The 20,377-nt window shown below is 31.0% G+C and carries 22 protein-coding genes; 14 read left to right on the plus strand and 8 right to left on the minus strand.

Annotated features, from left to right (window positions below; genetic code table 11):
• Positions 1-2: 2 nt before the first annotated feature.
• Entirely contained in the window at positions 3-749 is a 747-nt protein-coding gene (locus O5640_RS01870) for an HAD-IA family hydrolase (RefSeq protein ID WP_269612904.1), read from the minus strand.
• Positions 750-810: 61 nt separating this feature from the next.
• Here O5640_RS01870 and recJ point away from each other — a divergent pair, with 61 nt between their 5' ends.
• On the plus strand, positions 811-2,700 hold the full coding sequence (recJ, locus tag O5640_RS01875) for a single-stranded-DNA-specific exonuclease RecJ (protein ID WP_269612905.1): 1,890 nt from the start codon (positions 811-813) through the stop codon (positions 2,698-2,700).
• A 3-nt stretch (positions 2,701-2,703) separates the two neighbouring features.
• Here recJ and psb30 read toward each other — a convergent pair whose 3' ends face one another.
• Entirely contained in the window at positions 2,704-2,787 is an 84-nt protein-coding gene (psb30, locus tag O5640_RS10835) for a photosystem II reaction center protein Ycf12/Psb30 (RefSeq protein ID WP_071813363.1), read from the minus strand.
• Between the two features lie 303 nt (positions 2,788-3,090).
• Here psb30 and O5640_RS01880 point away from each other — a divergent pair, with 303 nt between their 5' ends.
• The 9 genes from O5640_RS01880 (at position 3,091) to fmt (ending at position 11,896) form a co-directional block, all read left to right on the plus strand.
• Complete coding sequence (locus O5640_RS01880) at positions 3,091-3,450, plus strand: TMEM165/GDT1 family protein (protein WP_269612906.1); 360 nt, start codon at positions 3,091-3,093, stop codon at positions 3,448-3,450.
• Between the two features lie 4 nt (positions 3,451-3,454).
• The gene (locus tag O5640_RS01885) at positions 3,455-3,751 is read left to right on the plus strand and encodes a TMEM165/GDT1 family protein (protein WP_269612907.1); all 297 of its coding nucleotides are present in this window, start codon (positions 3,455-3,457) and stop codon (positions 3,749-3,751) included.
• 81 nt (positions 3,752-3,832) lie between these two features.
• Entirely contained in the window at positions 3,833-6,145 is a 2,313-nt protein-coding gene (locus O5640_RS01890; protein WP_269612908.1) for an RNB domain-containing ribonuclease, read from the plus strand.
• A 4-nt stretch (positions 6,146-6,149) separates the two neighbouring features.
• The gene (locus O5640_RS01895) at positions 6,150-6,758 is read left to right on the plus strand and encodes a flavin prenyltransferase UbiX (RefSeq protein WP_269612909.1); all 609 of its coding nucleotides are present in this window, start codon (positions 6,150-6,152) and stop codon (positions 6,756-6,758) included.
• Positions 6,755-7,303 (plus strand): hypothetical protein, encoded by a 549-nt coding sequence (locus O5640_RS01900; RefSeq protein ID WP_269612911.1) that lies wholly within the window; start codon positions 6,755-6,757, stop codon positions 7,301-7,303. Before O5640_RS01895 ends, O5640_RS01900 begins: the two co-directional genes overlap by 4 nt.
• Positions 7,304-7,374: 71 nt before the next feature.
• On the plus strand, positions 7,375-7,920 hold the full coding sequence (locus tag O5640_RS01905) for a DUF2996 domain-containing protein (RefSeq protein WP_269612913.1): 546 nt from the start codon (positions 7,375-7,377) through the stop codon (positions 7,918-7,920).
• Positions 7,921-8,094: 174 nt separating this feature from the next.
• Positions 8,095-9,504 carry a TldD/PmbA family protein gene (locus tag O5640_RS01910; protein WP_269613778.1) on the plus strand — a complete coding sequence of 470 codons (1,410 nt, stop codon included), beginning with the start codon at positions 8,095-8,097 and terminating at the stop codon, positions 9,502-9,504.
• Between the two features lie 2 nt (positions 9,505-9,506).
• A complete protein-coding gene (locus O5640_RS01915; protein WP_269612914.1) occupies positions 9,507-10,895 on the plus strand; it encodes a TldD/PmbA family protein in 1,389 nt (462 codons plus the stop codon).
• Positions 10,892-11,896: a methionyl-tRNA formyltransferase gene (fmt, locus tag O5640_RS01920; RefSeq protein ID WP_269612915.1), complete on the plus strand. Its 1,005-nt coding sequence runs from the start codon at positions 10,892-10,894 to the stop codon at positions 11,894-11,896. Before O5640_RS01915 ends, fmt begins: the two co-directional genes overlap by 4 nt.
• Positions 11,897-11,899: 3 nt before the next feature.
• Here the strand turns inward: fmt and O5640_RS01925 are convergent, their stop codons facing one another.
• Complete coding sequence (locus tag O5640_RS01925; RefSeq protein ID WP_269612916.1) at positions 11,900-12,604, minus strand: TerC family protein; 705 nt, start codon at positions 12,602-12,604, stop codon at positions 11,900-11,902.
• An 85-nt stretch (positions 12,605-12,689) separates the two neighbouring features.
• On the opposite strand from O5640_RS01925, the gene O5640_RS01930 reads away from it, so the two are divergent.
• Genes O5640_RS01930 through O5640_RS01940 form a run of 3 tightly spaced genes read left to right on the plus strand, consistent with a single transcriptional unit; the run spans position 12,690 to position 17,183 of the window.
• A complete protein-coding gene (locus O5640_RS01930; RefSeq protein ID WP_269612917.1) occupies positions 12,690-13,358 on the plus strand; it encodes a hypothetical protein in 669 nt (222 codons plus the stop codon).
• A gap of 60 nt (positions 13,359-13,418) precedes the next feature.
• A complete protein-coding gene (mfd, locus tag O5640_RS01935) occupies positions 13,419-16,925 on the plus strand; it encodes a transcription-repair coupling factor (protein WP_269612918.1) in 3,507 nt (1,168 codons plus the stop codon).
• Positions 16,926-16,949: 24 nt separating this feature from the next.
• Positions 16,950-17,183 (plus strand): hypothetical protein, encoded by a 234-nt coding sequence (locus tag O5640_RS01940; RefSeq protein ID WP_269613865.1) that lies wholly within the window; start codon positions 16,950-16,952, stop codon positions 17,181-17,183.
• An 8-nt stretch (positions 17,184-17,191) separates the two neighbouring features.
• On the opposite strand, the gene O5640_RS01945 is transcribed toward O5640_RS01940, so the two are convergent.
• The 4 genes from O5640_RS01945 to O5640_RS01960 all read right to left on the minus strand — a co-directional run bounded on the left by O5640_RS01945 (position 17,192) and on the right by O5640_RS01960 (position 19,565).
• Positions 17,192-17,500 carry a TlpA family protein disulfide reductase gene (locus O5640_RS01945; RefSeq protein WP_269612919.1) on the minus strand — a complete coding sequence of 103 codons (309 nt, stop codon included), beginning with the start codon at positions 17,498-17,500 and terminating at the stop codon, positions 17,192-17,194.
• A 53-nt stretch (positions 17,501-17,553) separates the two neighbouring features.
• Positions 17,554-18,204: an SAM-dependent methyltransferase gene (locus tag O5640_RS01950; protein WP_269612921.1), complete on the minus strand. Its 651-nt coding sequence runs from the start codon at positions 18,202-18,204 to the stop codon at positions 17,554-17,556.
• 143 nt (positions 18,205-18,347) lie between these two features.
• Complete coding sequence (locus tag O5640_RS01955) at positions 18,348-18,959, minus strand: DUF4335 domain-containing protein (RefSeq protein ID WP_269612922.1); 612 nt, start codon at positions 18,957-18,959, stop codon at positions 18,348-18,350.
• 9 nt (positions 18,960-18,968) lie between these two features.
• The gene (locus tag O5640_RS01960) at positions 18,969-19,565 is read right to left on the minus strand and encodes a DUF3038 domain-containing protein (protein ID WP_269612924.1); all 597 of its coding nucleotides are present in this window, start codon (positions 19,563-19,565) and stop codon (positions 18,969-18,971) included.
• An 81-nt stretch (positions 19,566-19,646) separates the two neighbouring features.
• Here O5640_RS01960 and O5640_RS01965 point away from each other — a divergent pair, with 81 nt between their 5' ends.
• Positions 19,647-20,165: an adenine phosphoribosyltransferase gene (locus tag O5640_RS01965; RefSeq protein WP_269612926.1), complete on the plus strand. Its 519-nt coding sequence runs from the start codon at positions 19,647-19,649 to the stop codon at positions 20,163-20,165.
• Here the strand turns inward: O5640_RS01965 and O5640_RS01970 are convergent.
• Complete coding sequence (locus tag O5640_RS01970; RefSeq protein WP_269612928.1) at positions 20,162-20,371, minus strand: DUF2949 domain-containing protein; 210 nt, start codon at positions 20,369-20,371, stop codon at positions 20,162-20,164. The two genes, O5640_RS01965 and O5640_RS01970, sit on opposite strands and share 4 nt — an antisense overlap.
• Positions 20,372-20,377: the final 6 nt, after the last annotated feature.

The raw sequence follows: 20,377 nt of genomic DNA on the forward strand, positions 1-20,377 counted from the left end.
TTTTAATTAATAATATTTGTGAGATATTCAGCATCAACATGTTTTTTATATAATTTTTTTCCATAAATAATTTTTGTAGGATTGTAATCATTACCAAGGGTATTCACACATGCATTGGCCTTTTTTGAAATTTTTTGGATATCACTTGACCAGGGGGGTAATGTCAATAAACAGTTAAGGTTTGCTGCCCTAGCAGCCGCAACGCCAATCGTAGAATCTTCAATAGCTATGCAATTAATTTCCGATTTTTTACTTTTTTTAATGGCTAATTTATAGGCATCAGGAAAAGGCTTGTGGTTGCTTACATCTTCATATGTAATTATTCCAGAAAAATAAATTAAATGTGAACTCAATGAGGTATTTAAAAAAGGTTCCAGGGACTCTTTACCACTTGTCGTAACAATAAATTGATCTACATCAATTGTAGAAAGTTCATTAATTAATCTCAGCACACCATCTCTAACTTTAATTTTACCTGCATGAATTAAATTCTTGTAATGAAGACTCTTTCTAGATTGAATTTCAGAACATTTGCTATCACTGAGGTCACTTTGTATTTCATTTCGAAAGTGGACGATACGGTTATAACCTCCAGATATTTTTAAAAGATCTAAATATTTACTCTCGCTCCAGTTCCAATCCAAATTAAAGTCTTTAAAAGCTAAATTGAAAGCGACTCTATGCCCACACAATTCTGTGTCAGCAATGGTTCCATCAACGTCCCAAAAGACTGCTTCTAACTTTTGCATGTTATTTGAGTATAAAACTAATATAATTCTGATGAATAAGGAATCAATCTAGGATAAGCTTTTGAAAACAGATAGAGATCAAGATAAAAACTGGATATTACCTAAACCCATAAGTGAAGAAAAAAAATTTAATTGCGATTTAAACCCAATTTTACAAAAAGTTTTACTTAGAAGAGGTATTGACATAACCAATAAATTGGAAGAATATCTAACACCATTAGAGCTTCCAAATCCTGAATATCATTTTAAGGAATTGTCCAACGCGACTCAAAGAATAATTCTAGCCTGCGAAAAAAATGAAAAGATTGCGATTTGTGGTGATTATGATGCAGATGGTATTACAAGTACAACTCTTTTAGTTGAATTATTATCTATGCTTGGAGCAAGAGCTGTGGCCTATATACCATCAAGACAGGATGAAGGATACGGACTTAATACCAACATGGTAGACGAAATAAATAATAATAATATCAAGCTTATTATAACAGTAGATAATGGTATATCGGCATTTGAGGCAATTAAAAAAACCAATGAATATGGTATTGATGTTATTATCACTGATCATCACAAAATACCAGAAACCAAATTAAATATCTTTTCATTAATACACCCTGAAAGAACACCATCAAGCTCTCCTTATAAATATTTAGCAGGTGTTGGAATTGCTTATCTTCTTGCTAAAAATATATGCAAACATTTAAATTTTGATATTAATAAAACAACTGCTAATGTATTATTTTGTATTGGAACCGTAGCTGATATGGCTCCACTGCAAGGAGCCAATAGGAAATGGCTAAAAGATTCTTTACCACTAATTAATTCCACATCTAATAAAGGAATAAAATCTATCTTAAAAAAGCTTTCAATTGATAATATGCCTATAACTTCGGAAGATATAGGTTATAAGATTGCACCACTAATAAATGCTGTTGGTAGAATTGGCGATCCAAAACTAATAATCGAACTGCTAACAAATAAATCAGATGAATCAATAGATAAGCTTACCAAGCAGTGTTTTGCAATGAATGTAGAAAGAAAAAGAATTACATCTTTAATTGAAAAAGAGGCCTTAGTAATTGCACAAAGTGAATATAATATTAAAAGAAAATTTCTAGTACTCGCAAATAGAGATTGGCATCCTGGAATAATTGGTATCGTAGCCGCTCGTATGGTTGACAAGTTTAATTTACCTACAGCAATGCTTGCCCAGGCAAATGATGGAATTTTTAGAGGATCAATAAGGTCAAATAATAGGTTGAAAGTTAATAAAGCGTTGGATGAATGTAAAGATCTTCTAATATCACATGGAGGGCATTCAGCTGCTGCAGGTTTTTCAATTAAAGAAGAAAATATCATTAAACTAAAGGAAATGCTTAATAATATAGCTAGCAGAGAATTTAACAATATTGATTTAAATAAATCAATAAAACCAGAAGCTCACATTCAAATTAAAGATATAAATTTTGATTTCTATAGGCAATTAAATCTCATTGGTCCCTTTGGAATAATGAATCCTAACCCAATCTTTTGGACAAGAAGGTGTAAAATTATTGATATTTACAAACTTAAGGGTAACCATTTAAAAATGTCTCTTAATGATGGGACTTCAAGCATAGATGCAATTAAATGGAATGGATCAATAGAATTAAAAAAAAATGATTTAATCGATATAGCATTTCATATAGAAATCAATAAATGGAAAAGAAAGAAAACACTTCAAATTAACATAATAGACATACATATTCATGAATCAGTAATTAATTTAAAAATGCATAATAATATATACAAATGCCAATTGACAGACAAAGAAGATATTTTAATCAGAAACTCTAAAGGTTTGTGTTTCAGTACAAATTTATCAAGATCTTCTAAAAATCTAAGTAAAAAGCAAATTTTATTTGCACAAAAGATTCTTACTTTCGCTGAAATTGCTCTAGGAAAGGCTGCTTAGCCTTTATACACCTCTTCTATAAAAGATCAAAGCGATGATTGCTGGCCCTGCAAGAAAGACTGCAACTAATGGCAAAAGGTTTCCCATGTTAATTTAAAAACTTTTTGCATAGTACTAAACAAAAGGCATCACTTGGCAATAATTAAAAAAAATTTGATGTTTAATGATTCTTTAACGGATTTATGGACTATGTCGATGTTTTTACCAAACTAGAAGAAGAGTTAAATAGCATGAAATGATTTATTTATAGATTGTAGGTAAATTCAGGCAGTCGTTAAAATCCTATAATAATAGATAAATTATTGATAACTTGATCATTTAGGGGTTTTCTATATAATATGTATTCGTTGAATAAACATAATTAAGTATAACATCACTTATTGGGAAGTAATGGGTCAATCTAATTCAAATTCAAAGCAAGAAAGTAGTTTGCAAGAGGATTCTACTCCTTTTTTTAGTATACTGATTACATCCTTTAGTACAATTTTTTTAGCGGAGTTAGGAGACAAGACACAACTTGCAACATTAATTCTTTCAGCACAGTCTGGCAGACCCATAATAATTTTCATAGGAGCTGCACTTGCTCTTATTTCAACAAGCCTTCTCGGAGTTCTAATTGGTAGATGGATAGCTAATAACTTACCAAGACAAAGGTTTACACTAGTTTCAGGAATCATTATGGTAAGTTTGGGGATATACCTAGTAACTCAGGGTTTTATTGACTTTACTCAAAATAATAACTTGAACTAGATTAATGATTCTAACCCTCCTATTCACAACCTTTGTCACTGTTTTTATAGCAGAAATGGGCGATAAAACTCAACTAACAACAATAACTCTTAGTAGTACAACAAACAAACCTTTAGCAGTATTTATAGGGTCGTCTTTAGCTCTAATATTAGCTACGCTTTTAGGTGCTTTGGCAGGTGGATCTATTGCTAATCTTATTCCTGCATTTTTACTTAAGCTACTTTCTGGAATAGTATTCTTAATTATAGGTATCAACCTCTTTTCACAAAGCAAAAAAGAATCTACTAATGAAAGCCAGTAAACTATTGTTAGTATATTCAATTTCCTCTTTCTTTTTTGAATACTTAAATTCAACGAAATTAAATTAATTAGCCGAATTATTATGACATCAGTTTTAAAAATACTTGAAAATCTTTGTTTTGAAGATGGATTAGAAATTTCAAAACTTGAAAAATCCTTAAAATTAACAAAAAGAGTTGATAAAGATAATTTAAATATTGCGATTAAAGCTCTTTCAAAGTTAGGAATAGTCCAATATGTTAATGAAGATAAACTGAGTATTAATAATAGTATTCCTTTTTTGCAAGGCAGGGTTCGTTGTAGTAGTAAAGGTTATTGCTTTGTTGCTAGAGAAGATCAAGGTGAAGATATTTATATTAGAGAAGCTAATTTGAATAATGCCTGGCATGGAGATTTAGTAATAGTATTAATCACTAAGCCAGGAGTAAAAAGAAGAGCGCCAGAGGGTTCCATTCAATGTGTACTAGAAAGACATAATGATACTTTGCTTGCAAAAGTAGAGCCAGATAAATTAACTGGAGATCTAAAGGCTTACCCTTTAGATGACAGGATACCAGTAACTATTGAACTTGAGAATGTTATAGATGTTGATAAAAAACTTCGTGATAAAGATTTAATTCATGAAATAAAAATAAGCAAATATCCAATTGCTCAACATAAAGCAAAAGGTTCAATAATTAGAGAGTTATCTATAAATGCTGGTGTAGAAGGTGATATTGAATTATTACTTGCAAAGAATAATATATCTAGAAATCTTGACTCTCCTAAAGTTGCTCCTAGGAAAATCTCATTAAAAGGAAGAGAAGACTTAACATCACAACCATCATTATTATTTCAAAGCTGGGAATCAAAGAATTCTCCATCGCTTCCTGCTTTATATGCAGAACCATTTGAAGGCGGCAATAGAATATGGATTCATTCTCCTACTATTTCTGAAAGAATTAATTTAGGAGGAAGGCTAGATAAATTTCTTAGGGATAAAGGAGAGGTCATTTGTTTAGGAAATAACTGGCTGGATTTCCTTAATGAATCACTCAGATCAGCATCACAATTCAAAATCAATGACGAATGTGAAGCTATCTCATTGATTATAGATATTAATGCTGAAGGCAATATTACTGATTGGAAATTTATCCTTAGTATTATTAAACCTGCAAAGATTATTAACCCAAAACATCTTAAAGCAATTAAAAATAGGAAACCAACCTCAAAATCGATACCCATAGCAATTAAACCTATTAAAGACAATTTAGAAGTCATTTATACCCTTATTCATTCAGCAAAATTAATTAATAATAGAAACAATGTTTCCATCAAATTAGATGAGCATATTCCTAATTTAGAAAGATTATATGAATTACATAAAACATTCCCTAGTAGAGATTTCCATGGATGGTCTAAAACATACGATAGTTGTGATTCTCAATCAATTAGTGATGTCTATATTAGGCTTGCAAATAATATTCTCGCCCAACATTTAATAGGCTATAAATTACCATTCATTTACAAAGAACATGAAGTAATTGATCAATCATCTATAAACGAATTAACTAAATCAGCTTTATCATTAGACAAAAATATAACTGTTAACTTAGATGGGACACTGACAACAAATGAATTAATTAAATCATTCGAATCAAGTACTGAAAAGAAAATTCTTCATAAGTTATTGAAACATATTATCCCTGGAATTAATTTAAAACTTTTTATGATTAATAATCAATTAGATAATGAGGTTTCAAATTATGATATTTCTACAAACAATATTGAATCACCATGGTGTTGTCCATCTTTAAATTACTGGAATATTTTTAATCAATTTATATTAAGTTCACTTTTGTCTGATGGAAAAAATAAAGCTTCAAGTCGAAGCAAAGTTATTGTTGAACTAGGTAAAAAAGATAGCTGGAATCAAGTTGATTGGGATATTTTTTCATCTAAGCATAATGAAAATATTTCCATTCATTCAAGTTTACGATTAGTTCAGCATTTAAATGAAATAAGGAAAAACTCTAAATCTTTCAGAAATAACATAATTTCAATTGCACAGGGTAGGGAAGCTCAAAAAATTATTGGAAAAGAAGTAACAGCAATTATTACTGGAGTACAAAGTTATGGTTTTTTTGCTGAAATAGATGAATTAACAGCTGAGGGATTAGTTCATGTAAGTACTTTGGGTGATGATTGGTACGAATATAGATCTAGACAGAATTTATTAGTAGGAAGAAAGAATAAAAGAACTTATCAACTTGCACAAAAGGTTAATGTTAGAGTTTTGAAAGTTGATATTTTAAAAAATCAAATTGACTTGGAGCTTGTAAAAGAAAAAGAAAAAGTAATAGAGAATGAAACTATTATAAATAATGATCCTATTATAAATAATGATCCTGCATAAATATATGAACAATATTGTTATTGCAATTACGGGTGCCTCAGCTATGCAAATAGGAGAGCGCGCAGTTCAGTTACTGTTAGAAAATAATCAATCTGTAGATTTAATCCTTAGTAAAGGTGCATATGAAGTGGCCAAGAGTGAACGCAGTATTAATATTCCAGTTGAACCAAAGGCCCAATGTGAATTTTGGAGAAATAAGCTTGAAGTTAAATCAGGAAAATTAAGATGTTATCGATGGAATGATCATTCAGCGTCAATTGCTAGCGGTAGTCATAAAACTAAAGGCATGGTAATTGTTCCTTGTTCAATGGGAACCTTAGGAAGAATAGCCTCTGGTTTTTCATTAGATTTAATAGAGAGATGTGCAGATGTTCACTTAAAGGAGAATAGGCCGTTAATTATTTCTCCTAGGGAATCACCATTAAATCTTATTCACATAGAGAATATAAAGCGTCTTGCTATAGCAGGAGCATTGATTGTTCCGCCAATTCCTGCTTGGTATACAAATCCACAAACTATTGAAGATCTAATAGATTTTATTGTAGTTAGACTGTTTGATTCTCTTGGAGAAGATTTTAATTATATACAAAGATGGTGTGGTCCAAATAAATGAAATTTAATTTTTTTACTAAAGTCTCCCCTTTCTTATCAACATTATTAATAATAATCTGTCTAAGCTTAAGTAATCAAAAAGAATCTACTAATTTAAGAATACTAATTTGGGAAACACCTTCACTTACCTTAGGAACATATCTTGCAATATCAACAGGAACTGGGTTTATACTCTCTTACTTGATAACAACTAATACTTCAAAGCTATATCAAGCAAAGCAAATGAAAAATCTAAAATTTAAAGATAAAAGAATAGATGAAAGTAGTAATGAAATTTCAGAACCTTCGACAAACATATCATATGATAATACTTTAATAGAGAGAGATATTAAAGATCCATCACCCACTATTAATGCAAGTTTTAGAATAATAGGTAAAAAAGAAAGAAGCAATATAAATTTTGTAAGTGATAATAATAAAGTTCAGTATGATGACTCATTTGATTTTGAAGGGCAATTCAATGAACAAACCGATCAACATACAACTATCGATCAAGTAAGTCCAATTTCTAATGATTGGAATGATGAATCTTATTCAACATGGTAGAAAGATTTAGACAATATTTTTAATTAGAAATATCTACACAAAAAACTTATTAAATTTGCTAAAATAAAAATATGGAAAATCAAGCCCCCGCAAACGAAAAGGATAGTGGAAATAAAGTAAATAAATCCGATTCCTTACAGACAACACAACCTGCTGATATAGACAAAAAAGATTTAAATATATTAGATAAACAAAAAGTGAGTGAGGATCTTAATGTTGATAAAACTCCCATTCCTAAAAAGCCTGTCAAACCGCCTAAGGTAGAAGAAAAACCTTTTGAAGAGTTTATAAATGACCATTTAATTCCAAAATTAAAGTCATCTATAGAAGATAAAGGAACATTAGTATGTGATATTAAGTTAATAGAGGGAATAAGACCTGTAGTTGGAGGAAAATGCTGGATGGTTTTTTGTGAAATGTCTGAACAAAGAAAATTTTGGCTTTGTTTTAATAAAAATATTATAACCTCCGATAAAACTATATTATTGGCAGAATCAAATTCTGAACCAAGCATTGTTGAATCTTTTCTAATTGATGAAAAAAAGACAACATTAGCATTACTTATTTCGAGAGTACTTCAAAGATTAAATGGTCAGAAATGGGTAGGTGCTAATTAAATATATGTTATTTACTAATTAAATAATATAAGCTAGATAGTTAATTAGTTCCTCAAATAATAACAATAAATATTTCTTCTCAATATTCAAATACGCAGTTAAGCCAATCAAATGCCATAATAAAAAAAAAATTACAAATTGACTAACTCATTACTAACTAAACGAAATGAAAATTTGCTATTTCATACTTTTGACGAAACATTAAAACCACAAATCGAGGAACTACTTTCTCTAGGTAAATCAGCTGGCGCTGACCTTGTTGAAGTATTTCTTGAGAAATCTGACAATATTTCTCTTCTTGCCGAACAAGATGATATTTCAAATGTAAGCCCATCTTTTGGCATTGGAGCCGGTATCAGGGTTTTTCTTGGCAAAAAAGACGGATTTGTTAGCACAAACGATTTATCTAAAGAAGGACTTCTTTTTGCTCTCAATCAAGCGTTAGGGATGTTAGGTCTAGTGACTGGATCATTAACTAATGATAAATTTGAAGGTCTTTCAGATTTGAGGGATTTTGGAACAAAAAAGAATGATTGGCTAGAGCATTCTCCAAATCTCGATGAATCAACTATCAAATTGATTGAGGCAACAAAATCACTTGCGGATAAAAATAAGAATCTCCAAGTAAGAAGAGCTAGTTATGCCAGAAATTGGCAAGAAGTTCTTGTGGCTGCTACAGATGGTGTATTTGCTAGAGACATCCGTCTTCATCAAACCGTTGGTTTAAACGTGATAGCCCAACAAGATAAAAACAGATCGACTTCCGCTAGAAGATATGGAAGTTCTGATAATCCCGACGATCTAAGAAACTGGGAAATTGAAAAGAGTGCTTGTGAATTAAATGAAAGTGCTCAAAAAATGCTTTATGCCGAATATGTTGAAGCAGGTCAAATGCCTGTTGTTCTTGCCAATAAATTTGGAGGAGTGATATTCCATGAAGCTTGTGGTCATCTTCTTGAAACCACTCAATTAGAAAGAGGCACATCCCCTTTTCATGACTCTATAGATAAACAGATTGCTCACAAGGCTGTAAGTGCAGTAGATGAAGGTTTTTCAAATCATGCTTTTGGTTCACTATCTATGGATGATGAAGGAATGGAACCGCAAAATACTTTACTAATAGAAAAGGGGATATTAAAAAAATTTCTATCAGATAGAGCTGGCTCTTTAAGAACAGGTCATCCCAGAACTGGTAGTGGAAGGAGGCAAAATTTCTCATTCGCTGCAGCAAGTCGTATGAGAAATACATACATTAAACAAGGTAATTTTTCTCCAGATGAACTAATTAAAAGTGTTGACGATGGACTTTATTGTAAATCCATGGGTGGAGGTAGCGTTGGACCAACAGGTCAATTCAATTTCTCAGTCGAGGAAGGTTATTTAATAAAAAATGGCAAACTTGATAAACCCGTTAAGGGAGCAACATTAATAGGTGAAGCAAAAGAAATTTTACCAAGAATTTCTATGTGTGCAAACGATTTAGATCTTGCTGCTGGTTTTTGTGGATCAGTAAGTGGGAGTGTCAACGTTACTGTAGGTCAGCCACACATAAAAGTTGATTCAATAACTGTAGGAGGAAGGTAAGAATGGATAATTCAATTTCTAGTCAACAGATAGGCGAATTGGATCCAGAATTATTGAATAGTCTTTTAGAAAGATATAGTAACGATTCAGAAATTGTAAAATGGGATATGGGTGCATCGGCGAGTAGAGATGTTTCTGTTCAAGTACAACAAGGAAATGCCAAACAACTCAAAGGTTCTCAAAGGAATTCAATGACATTGAGAGTATGGAATAAGTATAATCAGGTAGGAATAACCAGTACTTCTGACTTAACAAGTGAAGGTATAAATAAAGCCATGAGAGGTGCAATTGAAGCAAGCCTCTTTGGTAATAAAAAAGAATCTCCAGAATTTTCTCCACTAGCTAAAAAAGAATTAGTAGATATAAATCCTAAAAGTTCTAATCCTCATTCGATAGATGAATTACTTAGTATTCTAAAAAAAGCAGAAAAACAATTAATTGATACTCATCAATCAATAGATTCGGTTCCTTATAATGGATTAAACGAAAGTTATATGGAAAGGATATATCTTAATAGTGAAGGAGCTAATAGACATATGAAGCTATCACAATCCTCTATATATTTGTATGCAAAAGCTCAGGAGGAAAATAAAAAGCCCAGAAGTGCAGGAGGTATTAGGATAAACTCTAATTTAGATGAACTCGATATAGAATCTTGTATAAATGAAACATCTGATAAGCTTATTAGTCACCTAAATTATAAATCAATAGAAACGAGTAAGTATTTAATTTGTTTTTCTCCTGAGGCCTTTCTTCAATTAATAAATGCTTTTAGCTCAATGTTTAATGCACGTTCAATTATTGATGGCCTAAGTTTAATGAATGAAGACTCAATTGGTAATCAAATTGCAGTTTCTAATCTAAATATAAGCGACGAGGGTCTGCATCCTGAAAACGTAGGAGCTTTTAGTTTTGATGGCGAAGGAACTCCAACGCAAAACGTAAAACTAATTTCTAATGGCAGATTGACAAATTTACTTCATTCAGAAGCAACTGCCAGAAAATTTGGTGTCAAACCTACAGGTCATGCAGGATTAGGAGCTAAGGTATCTGTTTCACCTGATTGGCTAGTCGTGAGCAAAAGTGAATCTGATATTGATAAAGAAAAAAATCTAAATGTTAAAAATACACTAAAAGAATACATTTTAATAGACGAACTATCTGCCATTCATTCTGGTGTAAAAGCTAGTCAAGGTTCTTTCTCCTTACCCTTCGATGGTTGGATCGTTAATGATGGTAAGAGGATTTCGATTGAAGCAGCAACTGTTGCAGGAGATATTCTAAAAGTCTTGAAAAATATTGTTAAAATTGAAAACGAACAGATCGTCACACATCAAGGTATTAGTCCTCATGTTTGGGTTGAAAACATATCAATAACTGGTGAAGCGTGAAGATTATTTTTTGGGGAACACCTAAATATGCTGCTGAAAATTTAGTAAACATAGTTAAAGCTGGGCAAGAAGTAGTTGCAGTAATTACACAGCCAGATAGAAGGCGAGGTCGAGGTAAGAAGTTATCTCCATCACCAGTAAAAATAGCTGCAATTAATTTAGGTATCCCTGTCTTTACTACACAATCAATAGGTAAGGATCAAGATACGAAAAATATACTCAAGAAATTCAACGCTGATTTATATGTAGTTGTAGCTTTTGGACAAATTCTTCCTAAAGAGATTTTAGAACAGCCAAAATTGGGATGTTGGAACAGTCACGCTTCATTACTACCTCAATGGAGAGGGGCTGCACCAATTCAATGGAGCATCCTTAATGATGACGCAAAGACAGGTATTTGTATTATGTCAATGGAAGAAGGTTTAGATACAGGGCCCGTTATTGAACAAGAGGTAACCCTGATTGATGATTCAGATAACCTAGAGATACTTTCAAATAGACTATCGAAAATGTCATCAAGGCTATTAGTAAAATCACTTGAAAGAATAGGGCTTGCCAAAGGTTTAAATATATCTTCAATTCTATATGAATTAAAAGCTATTGATCAATCAGATATATATGCAAAACCGAGTTATGCAAGACAAATAACAAAAGAAGATTATTTAATAAATTGGAACCAAGAAGCAAGGAAAATCATGAAGAGAATACAGGGACTTTATCCAAATGCATATTCGTTATATAATGGTAAAAGAGTAAAAATTTTAGAGGCAAATATATTAGATAATAAAGAGTGTTATTCAGATAAAAATAATCTTGATTTAATAGATAAAATTGTTCCTGGAGAAATTCTAGTGGTAAGTAAACAAACAGGAATAACGATAATGTGTAGTGATTATCCAATTCAAATTAAATATGGTCAACTAGAAGGTAAAAAAGCAACTGACAGTTATACGTTATCAGTTCAATCTAATATGTTGGTTAGCAATATTTTTGGAAGCTAGATTTTAAATATCAGATCCTTTTCTAGAAAAACCCCAAAGAAATAGAAATAACATTATTAGGAAAAATAAGTATTCTGGTAAGATTAATTGGTTAAATAATAATTGGATTATTAACTTCATTCCAATAATACCGACTGCGATATAACCAGCTTTTTCAAGATTAATATAGATCTGTAACCATTTAATAAATAAACCTGAGGTGAACCTTAATGCAATAACTCCGATGATTGCTCCTGTAATAACTAAAAGAAATTGATCACTGATTGCTACCGCAGCAGTAATACTATCAATTGAAAAGGCTAAATCAGTTACTGACAATAAAAGAATAACCTTAAAAAGTGATTTTATACCAGTTGAATTATCATCATTAATTGATTCATTATTGTTTTTAGAAATCAATTTAGTAATTGATAAAGATAATAAATAAATACCACCAATTAACTTTACTGGCCAAAAGTTTAAGAAGAATTGTGCAGTAAGAATTACAAATATTCTTAAGATTAAAGCTATAAATATCCCTATATTGAGTGCTCTCTTCTGAAGATCAATATTATTAAGATTCTTTGTTATTGAGGCTAGTGCTACAGCATTATCTGCAGATAAAATAAGTTCTAAAGATATAATTATTGGTAAAAGAGGTGCCAACTCAACCCATCTATCGATACCATCAAGTAAAGGAGTTAATGACCTAAGAGATGCTGAATCCATTAAATTACGAATAAAGAGCTATTTGCACTACCTGTTTGGTATATGTTAACGCTAATAATTTTATTTAGGCTAATTTAGAAGAGTTATGAGAATTGAATCTAAACTTTGCCACCTAACAGACAATAAAGCAGTTGTGCAAGTGAATGGATGGCTTAATGAAAAAAGCCTTGGAAGTGCGCTCGCCGAAGGACCCACAGTTGAAGTTGCTGAAGATAAAGCTATATTAAGACTTAATTTAAGAATTAATGGAGGATCAAATAATGAAACAACTCAATTACCAGGCCCTGAGAACATAATCAAAAAACCACTAAAAGCTGAATTACCCAAAAATGAGATAGTTGCTAATAGCAATTCAAATATTGAACCTAGTGATTGGAGTAACGAACTAACAGCAATAGATTTAGAAATTAAACGGTTAAAATGGTCTAGAGAAGATGAAATAAATTTTCTAGAAAAAAGCTTAGGTTATAATAACCGTAATAAAATAACCAATTACAATGATATATTAAAGTATCTTAGTCTATTGAAAAATACAGATAACAAAAATCAATCTACAAAATATAATGTAAATATTAATTATTTAATAACTGAATCAGACAATATACTTAATGATTTGTCATGGAATCACGTACAGGGTAGAGAATTTTTACAAAAAGAGTTTAATGTTTCAACTAGAAAGGAACTTAATGAAAAACAATTAATCTCATTTGTTGAAAAGCTTAAATCCATTCGAAATAAATATCTAGTTGATTAAATCATCTAAAATGACAAATTAAATGTTATGGTAATCAAAATGATTTAAGTAAAAAGAGTAGTGTCATTAGAATCAATTGCAAAGAATTTAGAAAATCATCAGTTAACAAATGAGTTGATTGGAAGAACATATAGAGATGAAAGATTAATATTAACTGGAGCTTCCCGAACAGCAAAAGCATTAATCACAACATCTCTTGCTAAAAATGAATCTAAAAAATTATTAGTAATTGTACCAACATTAGAGGATGCAACAAGGTGGTTTCCACTTGTAAAAGATTGCGGATGGTCTAAAACATGTTTATATCCTACGAGCGAAGTCTCACCCTATGATTCTACACAAGTAACCTCAGAGATCGTATGGGGACAATTACAAGTACTCAGCGATATATTGGAATTAAAAGATGATGAGAATATCGCAATTATTGCTACGGAAAGATCATTACAACCACATTTACCTCCATTTGAATATCTTAAATCAAAGTGTATCAAATTGTCCGTTGGTGAGGAAGTTAACTTAAGTCAATTATCATTCAAATTAAGTGAATGTGGATACAAGAAATCAAACAATATAGATCAAGAAGGAACATGGACACGACGTGGTGACATAATTGATATTTATCCAGTTAGCAGTGAATTACCAATTAGATTGGAGTTATTTGGTGATCATTTAGAAAAGATTAAAGAATTTGATCCAATATCCCAAAGATCTTTGGATAAAATTGATAAAGTATGTATTACTCCTACTGGTTTTGATCCACTAATAATTAATAAGCTTAAATCAATTAATGATAAAGATATTTCAATATTATTTTCAGATGAGGAATACTCAGAGTTGGTTAATTCCGATACATTATCATCTGCAAGAAAATATCTAGGAGTTGCTTTCGACAAGCCTTCATCATTATTAAATTACTTGGATAGTAATACATTTATAGTAGTAGATGAAAGGTTGCAAAGTTTATCTCATGGAAAGGCTTGGTTCAACATCGTTAACGAAAATTTTATAGAATTAATTAATAATTCTAAAGAAAGCAACTTATTAAGAAAAATATTCAAGCCTAATCTTCATATAAATATTAATGATATATTTAAAACATTGGATAATTATAAAGGGATAGATATATGCGATCTAGAAGACACAAACTCTAAAGAAAATGTTTTTAATATTTCAAGTAAAAGTCATAAATGGCTCCCAAATCAATATGGAAAAATTAGTTTATCATTAAAAGATTATATTATACAAAAATATTCTATCTGGATAGTTTCAGCGCAACCTAGTCGTGTAGTTTCTCTCTTAGAAGAACATGAATGTATTTCAAAGTTTATACCTAATAATAGTGACTTTAACTCTATAAAAAGTCTTTTAGATGATAATATTCCAGTTTCAATTAAAAATAATAATGAAGGTGAAATCGAAGGATTTTGTCTTCCAGCATGGAAGATTGCACTAATAACCGATAAGGAATTCTTTGGTCAACATAATATTTCTAATACTGGTTATATAAGAAGAAGAAAGCAATCTCAAAGTAAAAAAATAGATCCGAATAAAATGAAACCTGGCGACTATGTTGTTCATCGTAATCATGGTATAGGGTTGTTTCAAAATATTCAAAAATTAAATATAAATGGCGAGTCAAGAGATTACCTTGTAATCAAATATATGGATGGAAAACTAAGTGTTGCTGCTGATCAACTTGGTAGTTTAGGTAGATACAGAAGTTCTAATTCTAAGACTCCTACTATTAGTAAACTAGGTGGAGCAAATTGGAATAAAATAAAAGAAAAAGCGAAGAAATCTGTTAAAAAAATTGCTATTGATTTAATTAAGTTATATGCTGAAAGAAGTAAAGAAAAAGGTTATAAGTTTCCAAACGATGGGCCTTGGCAAAGCGAGTTAGAGGATTCATTTCCATACCAATTAACACCAGATCAGGCAAAAGCTACAATTCAAGTTAAATCAGATATGGAAAGTGATAAGCCTATGGATAGATTAGTTTGTGGTGATGTTGGATTTGGCAAAACAGAAGTTGCAATTAGAGCAATATTTAAAGCAATAACCTCAGGGAAACAAATAGCATTATTAGCTCCAACAACAGTATTATCGCAACAACATTGGAGAACAATTTCTGATAGATTCGCCCCTTACCCAATAAAAGTATCATTACTTAATAGATTTAAAACTACTAGTGAAAGAAAACAAATTGTAAGTGGACTTAAAGATGGACAAATTGATGCTGTTGTTGGTACTCATCAGCTCTTGAACAAAAAATTAATTTATAAAGACTTGGGACTTCTAGTTATTGATGAAGAACAACGTTTTGGAGTTAATCAAAAGGAAAAAATAAAGGAGTTAAAAAAAAGTGTAGATGTATTAACTTTATCTGCAACTCCTATACCACGAACACTCTATATGAGTCTTTCTGGTGTTCGTGAAATGAGTTTAATAACGACACCTCCTCCTTTACGTAGACCAATTAAAACTCATTTAGCACCACTGGATAATGAGATTATAAGAAGTGCTATTTCACAGGAGATCGACAGAGGTGGTCAAATATTTTATATTGTTCCGCGAATTAAGGGTATAGAATATGTAGCTGATAAATTAAAAGTAATGATACCAAATGTCAAATTATTGATAGCACACGGGCAAATGGAGGAAGGAGCATTAGAGAATGCAATGTTGGCATTTAATGCTGGCGAAGCAGATATATTACTCTGTACAACAATTGTCGAAAGTGGATTAGATATTCCAAGAGTAAATACCATTTTAATTGAAGATTCTCACAAATTTGGGTTATCTCAACTTTATCAATTGAGAGGCAGAGTAGGGCGTAGTGGAGTTCAGGCACACGCATGGTTGTTTTATCCAAGCGAAGAGAAATTAAATGAGACGTCTAAACAACGATTAAAGGCCATAAAAGAATTTAGTGATTTGGGTAGTGGTTATCAATTAGCCATGAGGGATATGGAAATTAGAGGCGTTGGAAATATTTTAGGTATTGAACAAAGCGGACAAATGGAAACAATTGGATTTGATTTGTATATGGAATTATTGCAGGAAACTATTGCTGAAATTCAAGGACAAGAAATACCTTCGGTTGACGATACTCAAATTGATTTACCTGTTACAGCTTTTATACCTGGAGATTGGATAACTGATCCAGATGAAAAAATAAATGCTTATAGATTAGCGACACAATGTCAAAACAATGATGAGTTGGTTCAATTTGCTAGCAACTTAGTTGACAGGTATGGAACATTACCAAAGGCAGTTGAATCATTAATAGAAGTAATGAAATTAAAAATTATCGCTAAAAAGTGTGGATTCTCGAGAATTAAATTATCTAAGCCTAATGTTGAGCTTGAAACAATGATGGATGAGCCAGCTTTTAGGTTACTAAGAAAAGGTTTAGCAAACCATCTTCATGGGAGATTTATCTATAAAAAAGGGGATCGGTTCTCCACTGTGATAATTCGAGGTCTTGGCATATTGGATAGCGATAAACTTCTAGATCAACTAACTGATTGGTTAAAGTTAATGAATTCAGAAATAAATCATCGCTAAAAGTAATGGGTGTCAATCTTTCAATTGGTTCAACAAAACACTTTTAAAGAAAATAATTGCTATAGTCTCCGAAAATTGAGTATTTTTACCTTGGGAGAAGTAATAGAAATTAGTAATAACCAATATGGGCTAAGTATTTTCAGTAGCATGATTAGTCTTTTAGCTCTTGGTATATATACACTTTTAACTGTCGACACTGGAAACGATGATGATGATTCTGACTCAGGAAGTGGTGGATTGATGCAACCAGTAAATTAATAAAAGGATCAATTAGGTATTAGTTTTGTAAGTCTTTCTCTAAAATCACCCTTCGCAATTCCTCCTTTTAACTCACCAATAATTTTAAATTCTCCATCAGGATCATCAACTAATAGATAAGTAGGCCAACCCATACCTTCTTTTGTTGGATATTGTTTTAGCAATATTGGCCTATATTTTCTATATACAACAGTATCTTGTAGTTTTACATTAATAAATTCAATCCCTAATTCGTTCGCAACTTTTGAATCAAAGAAGCTCATTCTGTGACAGGTGCCACAATCCTCAGAACTAAATTTAACTAGAGAATAAGACATAAAGAAATTATATTGTGAATTAATACTAAATATACCTATCAATAAAAACTAGTTCAGTTATTAGACTTATTGTTTCTTGCAATAACAGAATAGAATGGGTCACTTTCGGACGAGTAAAAACCAAAAAGCTTTTCTTCATATGTTTTTTCATTAAATATTTTTTCAATTCTCCATCCATTAGAAGAGAGAACACTACATACGTATTCAATCCTTTTAGCCTCTGACGAATAAGTCCAGATATTTGGAGCTTTGGTCCAAAATGCTCGATTAGTGAATGAAATTATCAAGAATGAATCAGATTTGATAATCCTTGATAGTTCTAATGAAACTTTTTCAGGATATTGAAGATATTGCCATCCGGCAACTATTAATCCTATGTCAATAGAAGAATCTTCTATTGGCATATTTTGCTTAATATTTAAATTTTGGACCCAGTAACTATTAAGCCTTTTATTTGAAGATAACTCATCTACGTTCATTCCATGACCAATAACCTTTTTATATCTCATATCATCAGGTAAATGGCTAATCCAACTACTCATTAAATCAAGAATTACGTAATGATTTAGTAGATACTCAGAATATAAGCCTGTAAGTCGTTTTCTAAATGAATTGCTTAGGTGATTAACATATCTAGGATTTTTATAAAAAATATAATCATCATTAATATCTATTTTTTCTCTATCATTACTTGAAAGCTTCATCAAAAGTAAAATTCTTATTGTTAATTAATTATTTTACTTTATTATCGAATTATTTACAAAATTAAATTAGCAATAAAATAAAGAATACTTATCGCTCAATTTTATATATCTATATTTTATAAATAATTAATTCCAGGATTCATTTAAAATTCTTTTTGATCCAATGAGTTTTGAATGGAATTAGTGGGCTCTCTAAAGTCAATTTTATTATTTGTTGGAATAAAGAGTAATAGCGTACTTGTAAATAAAAATATAATAAATGCATAAAAGAAATTATAATTCTTCTTGGACTTTGAAACACTATTAAGTATAAATTTCTTACTGAAAGGACATTCTTGATTGATATCCCAACTAATATTAAATCTAGGATCAAACCTTAAAAGATCAAGACATCTTGTCAAGTCAGATAATTCAGAGTCATCTAAAATAATTTCTAAAGGCTTAACACCCGTCCTTGTACTATTTAGTAATAATTTATGATTAATACCAAAAGGTGACATTGTCACAATTTTTTTATTAGATATAAATGTGTTTCGGATACCAGAAACATATGATCTTGAATATTGAAATATTACTTGCATTAAATTATCAAGGTGTTCCTTCTCTCCCTCCAATAGGGGTGACCCAATTATTTTTAATGACCAAGAAAATAAAATACCAATAGTATCTTCTGAGTCTCCATTTGAAACATCTGGCATCCCTGCAAGTTCAAGGGAAGAGGAGTTTTGATCAAATCTATAAGTTAAATTAATCATATATAAATACTATTGCTGGTGATATAAAGATGCCTTTAAACGATTAGCTCCGGCTTTTCCACAGGATAGAGAGAGTATGACTAATAATTCTCTAAAAAGCTCATGACTATCTTCAATTAATAAAGAAGAAATATAACTACGTTTAATATTCATCCTCTCACGAATAAGTGACTTAAGACGTGTAGTAAATAAATACCAGCGTTCTTGATTAAGTGTCTTTGATTCTTTTGACGAAAGTAATTGCCGAATAAGTGGATAGAGATTTTCTGCCATGCAAGAAATAAGATCAACGAGTGAATCGATCTGCTTAGAAGTTAGAGTTTCAAACGTATGAGTATTCCTCAGAGGATTTGTACATCTCATTTTCCAAAATTGGACTCTACTAGAGAAATCATCTGATAAACCAATATCTTTAGCCTTCAATAATAAGGAATCGGTTGCGTTGATTTGAAGAGTTTCAATAACTAATATCAAAAAGTCAAGTTTCCTAGGGGTATCAGAAGCGATTTGGCAATTAGCAAAAGATTTGTCGGAAGTTGAGAGTTGATATTTTGAGCTCATATTGACATTTTCATTCTGCGTAGCAACTAAGTTGGATTCTTTCATATTTTAAATAATGACAGGGTATGGAAGATTAGCTAGTTTTATTGTTGGTTTTATAAAACCGCACACCAATATTTGTAAAGAATGGAACACTTAAAAAAATATATAAATGAAATAAAAGACTTTCCAAAAGAAGGAATAGTCTTCAAAGACATCAACCCAATATATAAAGAGCCTATGATATGGAATGAATTAATGATTCCGCTACAAAAGCTAATATCCAATATAAAACCAGATTACATAGCTGGGATAGAATCCAGGGGATTTATTTCTGCTTCTGCTCTGGCATTTAAACTAGATGTTGGTTTTATACCTATTAGAAAGCCTAATAAATTACCAGGAAATGTTGTTGGTGTTAATTATAAGCTTGAATATGGTGAAGACAGATTAGAGATACAGCAGAATTCAATTGAAAAAAATAGTAAAATAATAATAATAGATGACTTGCTTGCAACAGGAGGAACGGCTTCTGCTGCAGGCGATTTGATCAGAGAGGCAGGCGGAAATTTAATTGGATATGCTTTCTTAGTAGAGCTTACTGAACTTCAGGGGAGAAAAAGATTAGATACTAATTTGCTTGTAGAAAGTCTGATAAAGTATTAATTATCTTTTAGCCACAAAAGTATTGTATTTAGTTGAGAAAGAGTTATTAAACCATAACTCCACATGACAATAGGTAATGGAGAATTTTCATAGGTACATCTTTTAACTCCTAATTCTAACGCTCGCTCACTTATTTTAAGTTTGTGAATAATAAAGTTGCATAATTCATCGGAAGCTGGATTAATTGAATTTTTTGTAATAGTCATTATTAA

This window comes from Prochlorococcus marinus str. MIT 0912, assembly GCF_027359595.1.
Classification (GTDB): Bacteria; Cyanobacteriota; Cyanobacteriia; order PCC-6307; family Cyanobiaceae; genus Prochlorococcus_B; species Prochlorococcus_B marinus_C.

Coding starts and splice junctions, on each gene's coding strand:
- O5640_RS01880 (WP_269612906.1), top strand. CDS start 3,091: ATGGGTCAATCTAATTCAAATTCAAAGCAAGAAAGTAGTTTGCAAGAG.
- O5640_RS01965 (WP_269612926.1), top strand. CDS start 19,647: ATGGAACACTTAAAAAAATATATAAATGAAATAAAAGACTTTCCAAAA.
- O5640_RS01895 (WP_269612909.1), top strand. CDS start 6,150: ATGAACAATATTGTTATTGCAATTACGGGTGCCTCAGCTATGCAAATA.
- O5640_RS01870 (WP_269612904.1), bottom strand. CDS start 749: ATGCAAAAGTTAGAAGCAGTCTTTTGGGACGTTGATGGAACCATTGCT.
- O5640_RS01950 (WP_269612921.1), bottom strand. CDS start 18,204: ATGAAGCTTTCAAGTAATGATAGAGAAAAAATAGATATTAATGATGAT.
- psb30 (WP_071813363.1), bottom strand. CDS start 2,787: ATGGGAAACCTTTTGCCATTAGTTGCAGTCTTTCTTGCAGGGCCAGCA.
- O5640_RS01890 (WP_269612908.1), top strand. CDS start 3,833: ATGACATCAGTTTTAAAAATACTTGAAAATCTTTGTTTTGAAGATGGA.
- O5640_RS01930 (WP_269612917.1), top strand. CDS start 12,690: ATGAGAATTGAATCTAAACTTTGCCACCTAACAGACAATAAAGCAGTT.
- O5640_RS01960 (WP_269612924.1), bottom strand. CDS start 19,565: ATGAAAGAATCCAACTTAGTTGCTACGCAGAATGAAAATGTCAATATG.
- O5640_RS01970 (WP_269612928.1), bottom strand. CDS start 20,371: ATGACTATTACAAAAAATTCAATTAATCCAGCTTCCGATGAATTATGC.
- O5640_RS01915 (WP_269612914.1), top strand. CDS start 9,507: ATGGATAATTCAATTTCTAGTCAACAGATAGGCGAATTGGATCCAGAA.
- O5640_RS01905 (WP_269612913.1), top strand. CDS start 7,375: ATGGAAAATCAAGCCCCCGCAAACGAAAAGGATAGTGGAAATAAAGTA.
- O5640_RS01900 (WP_269612911.1), top strand. CDS start 6,755: ATGAAATTTAATTTTTTTACTAAAGTCTCCCCTTTCTTATCAACATTA.
- O5640_RS01885 (WP_269612907.1), top strand. CDS start 3,455: ATGATTCTAACCCTCCTATTCACAACCTTTGTCACTGTTTTTATAGCA.
- O5640_RS01945 (WP_269612919.1), bottom strand. CDS start 17,500: ATGTCTTATTCTCTAGTTAAATTTAGTTCTGAGGATTGTGGCACCTGT.
- O5640_RS01925 (WP_269612916.1), bottom strand. CDS start 12,604: ATGGATTCAGCATCTCTTAGGTCATTAACTCCTTTACTTGATGGTATC.
- O5640_RS01955 (WP_269612922.1), bottom strand. CDS start 18,959: ATGATTAATTTAACTTATAGATTTGATCAAAACTCCTCTTCCCTTGAA.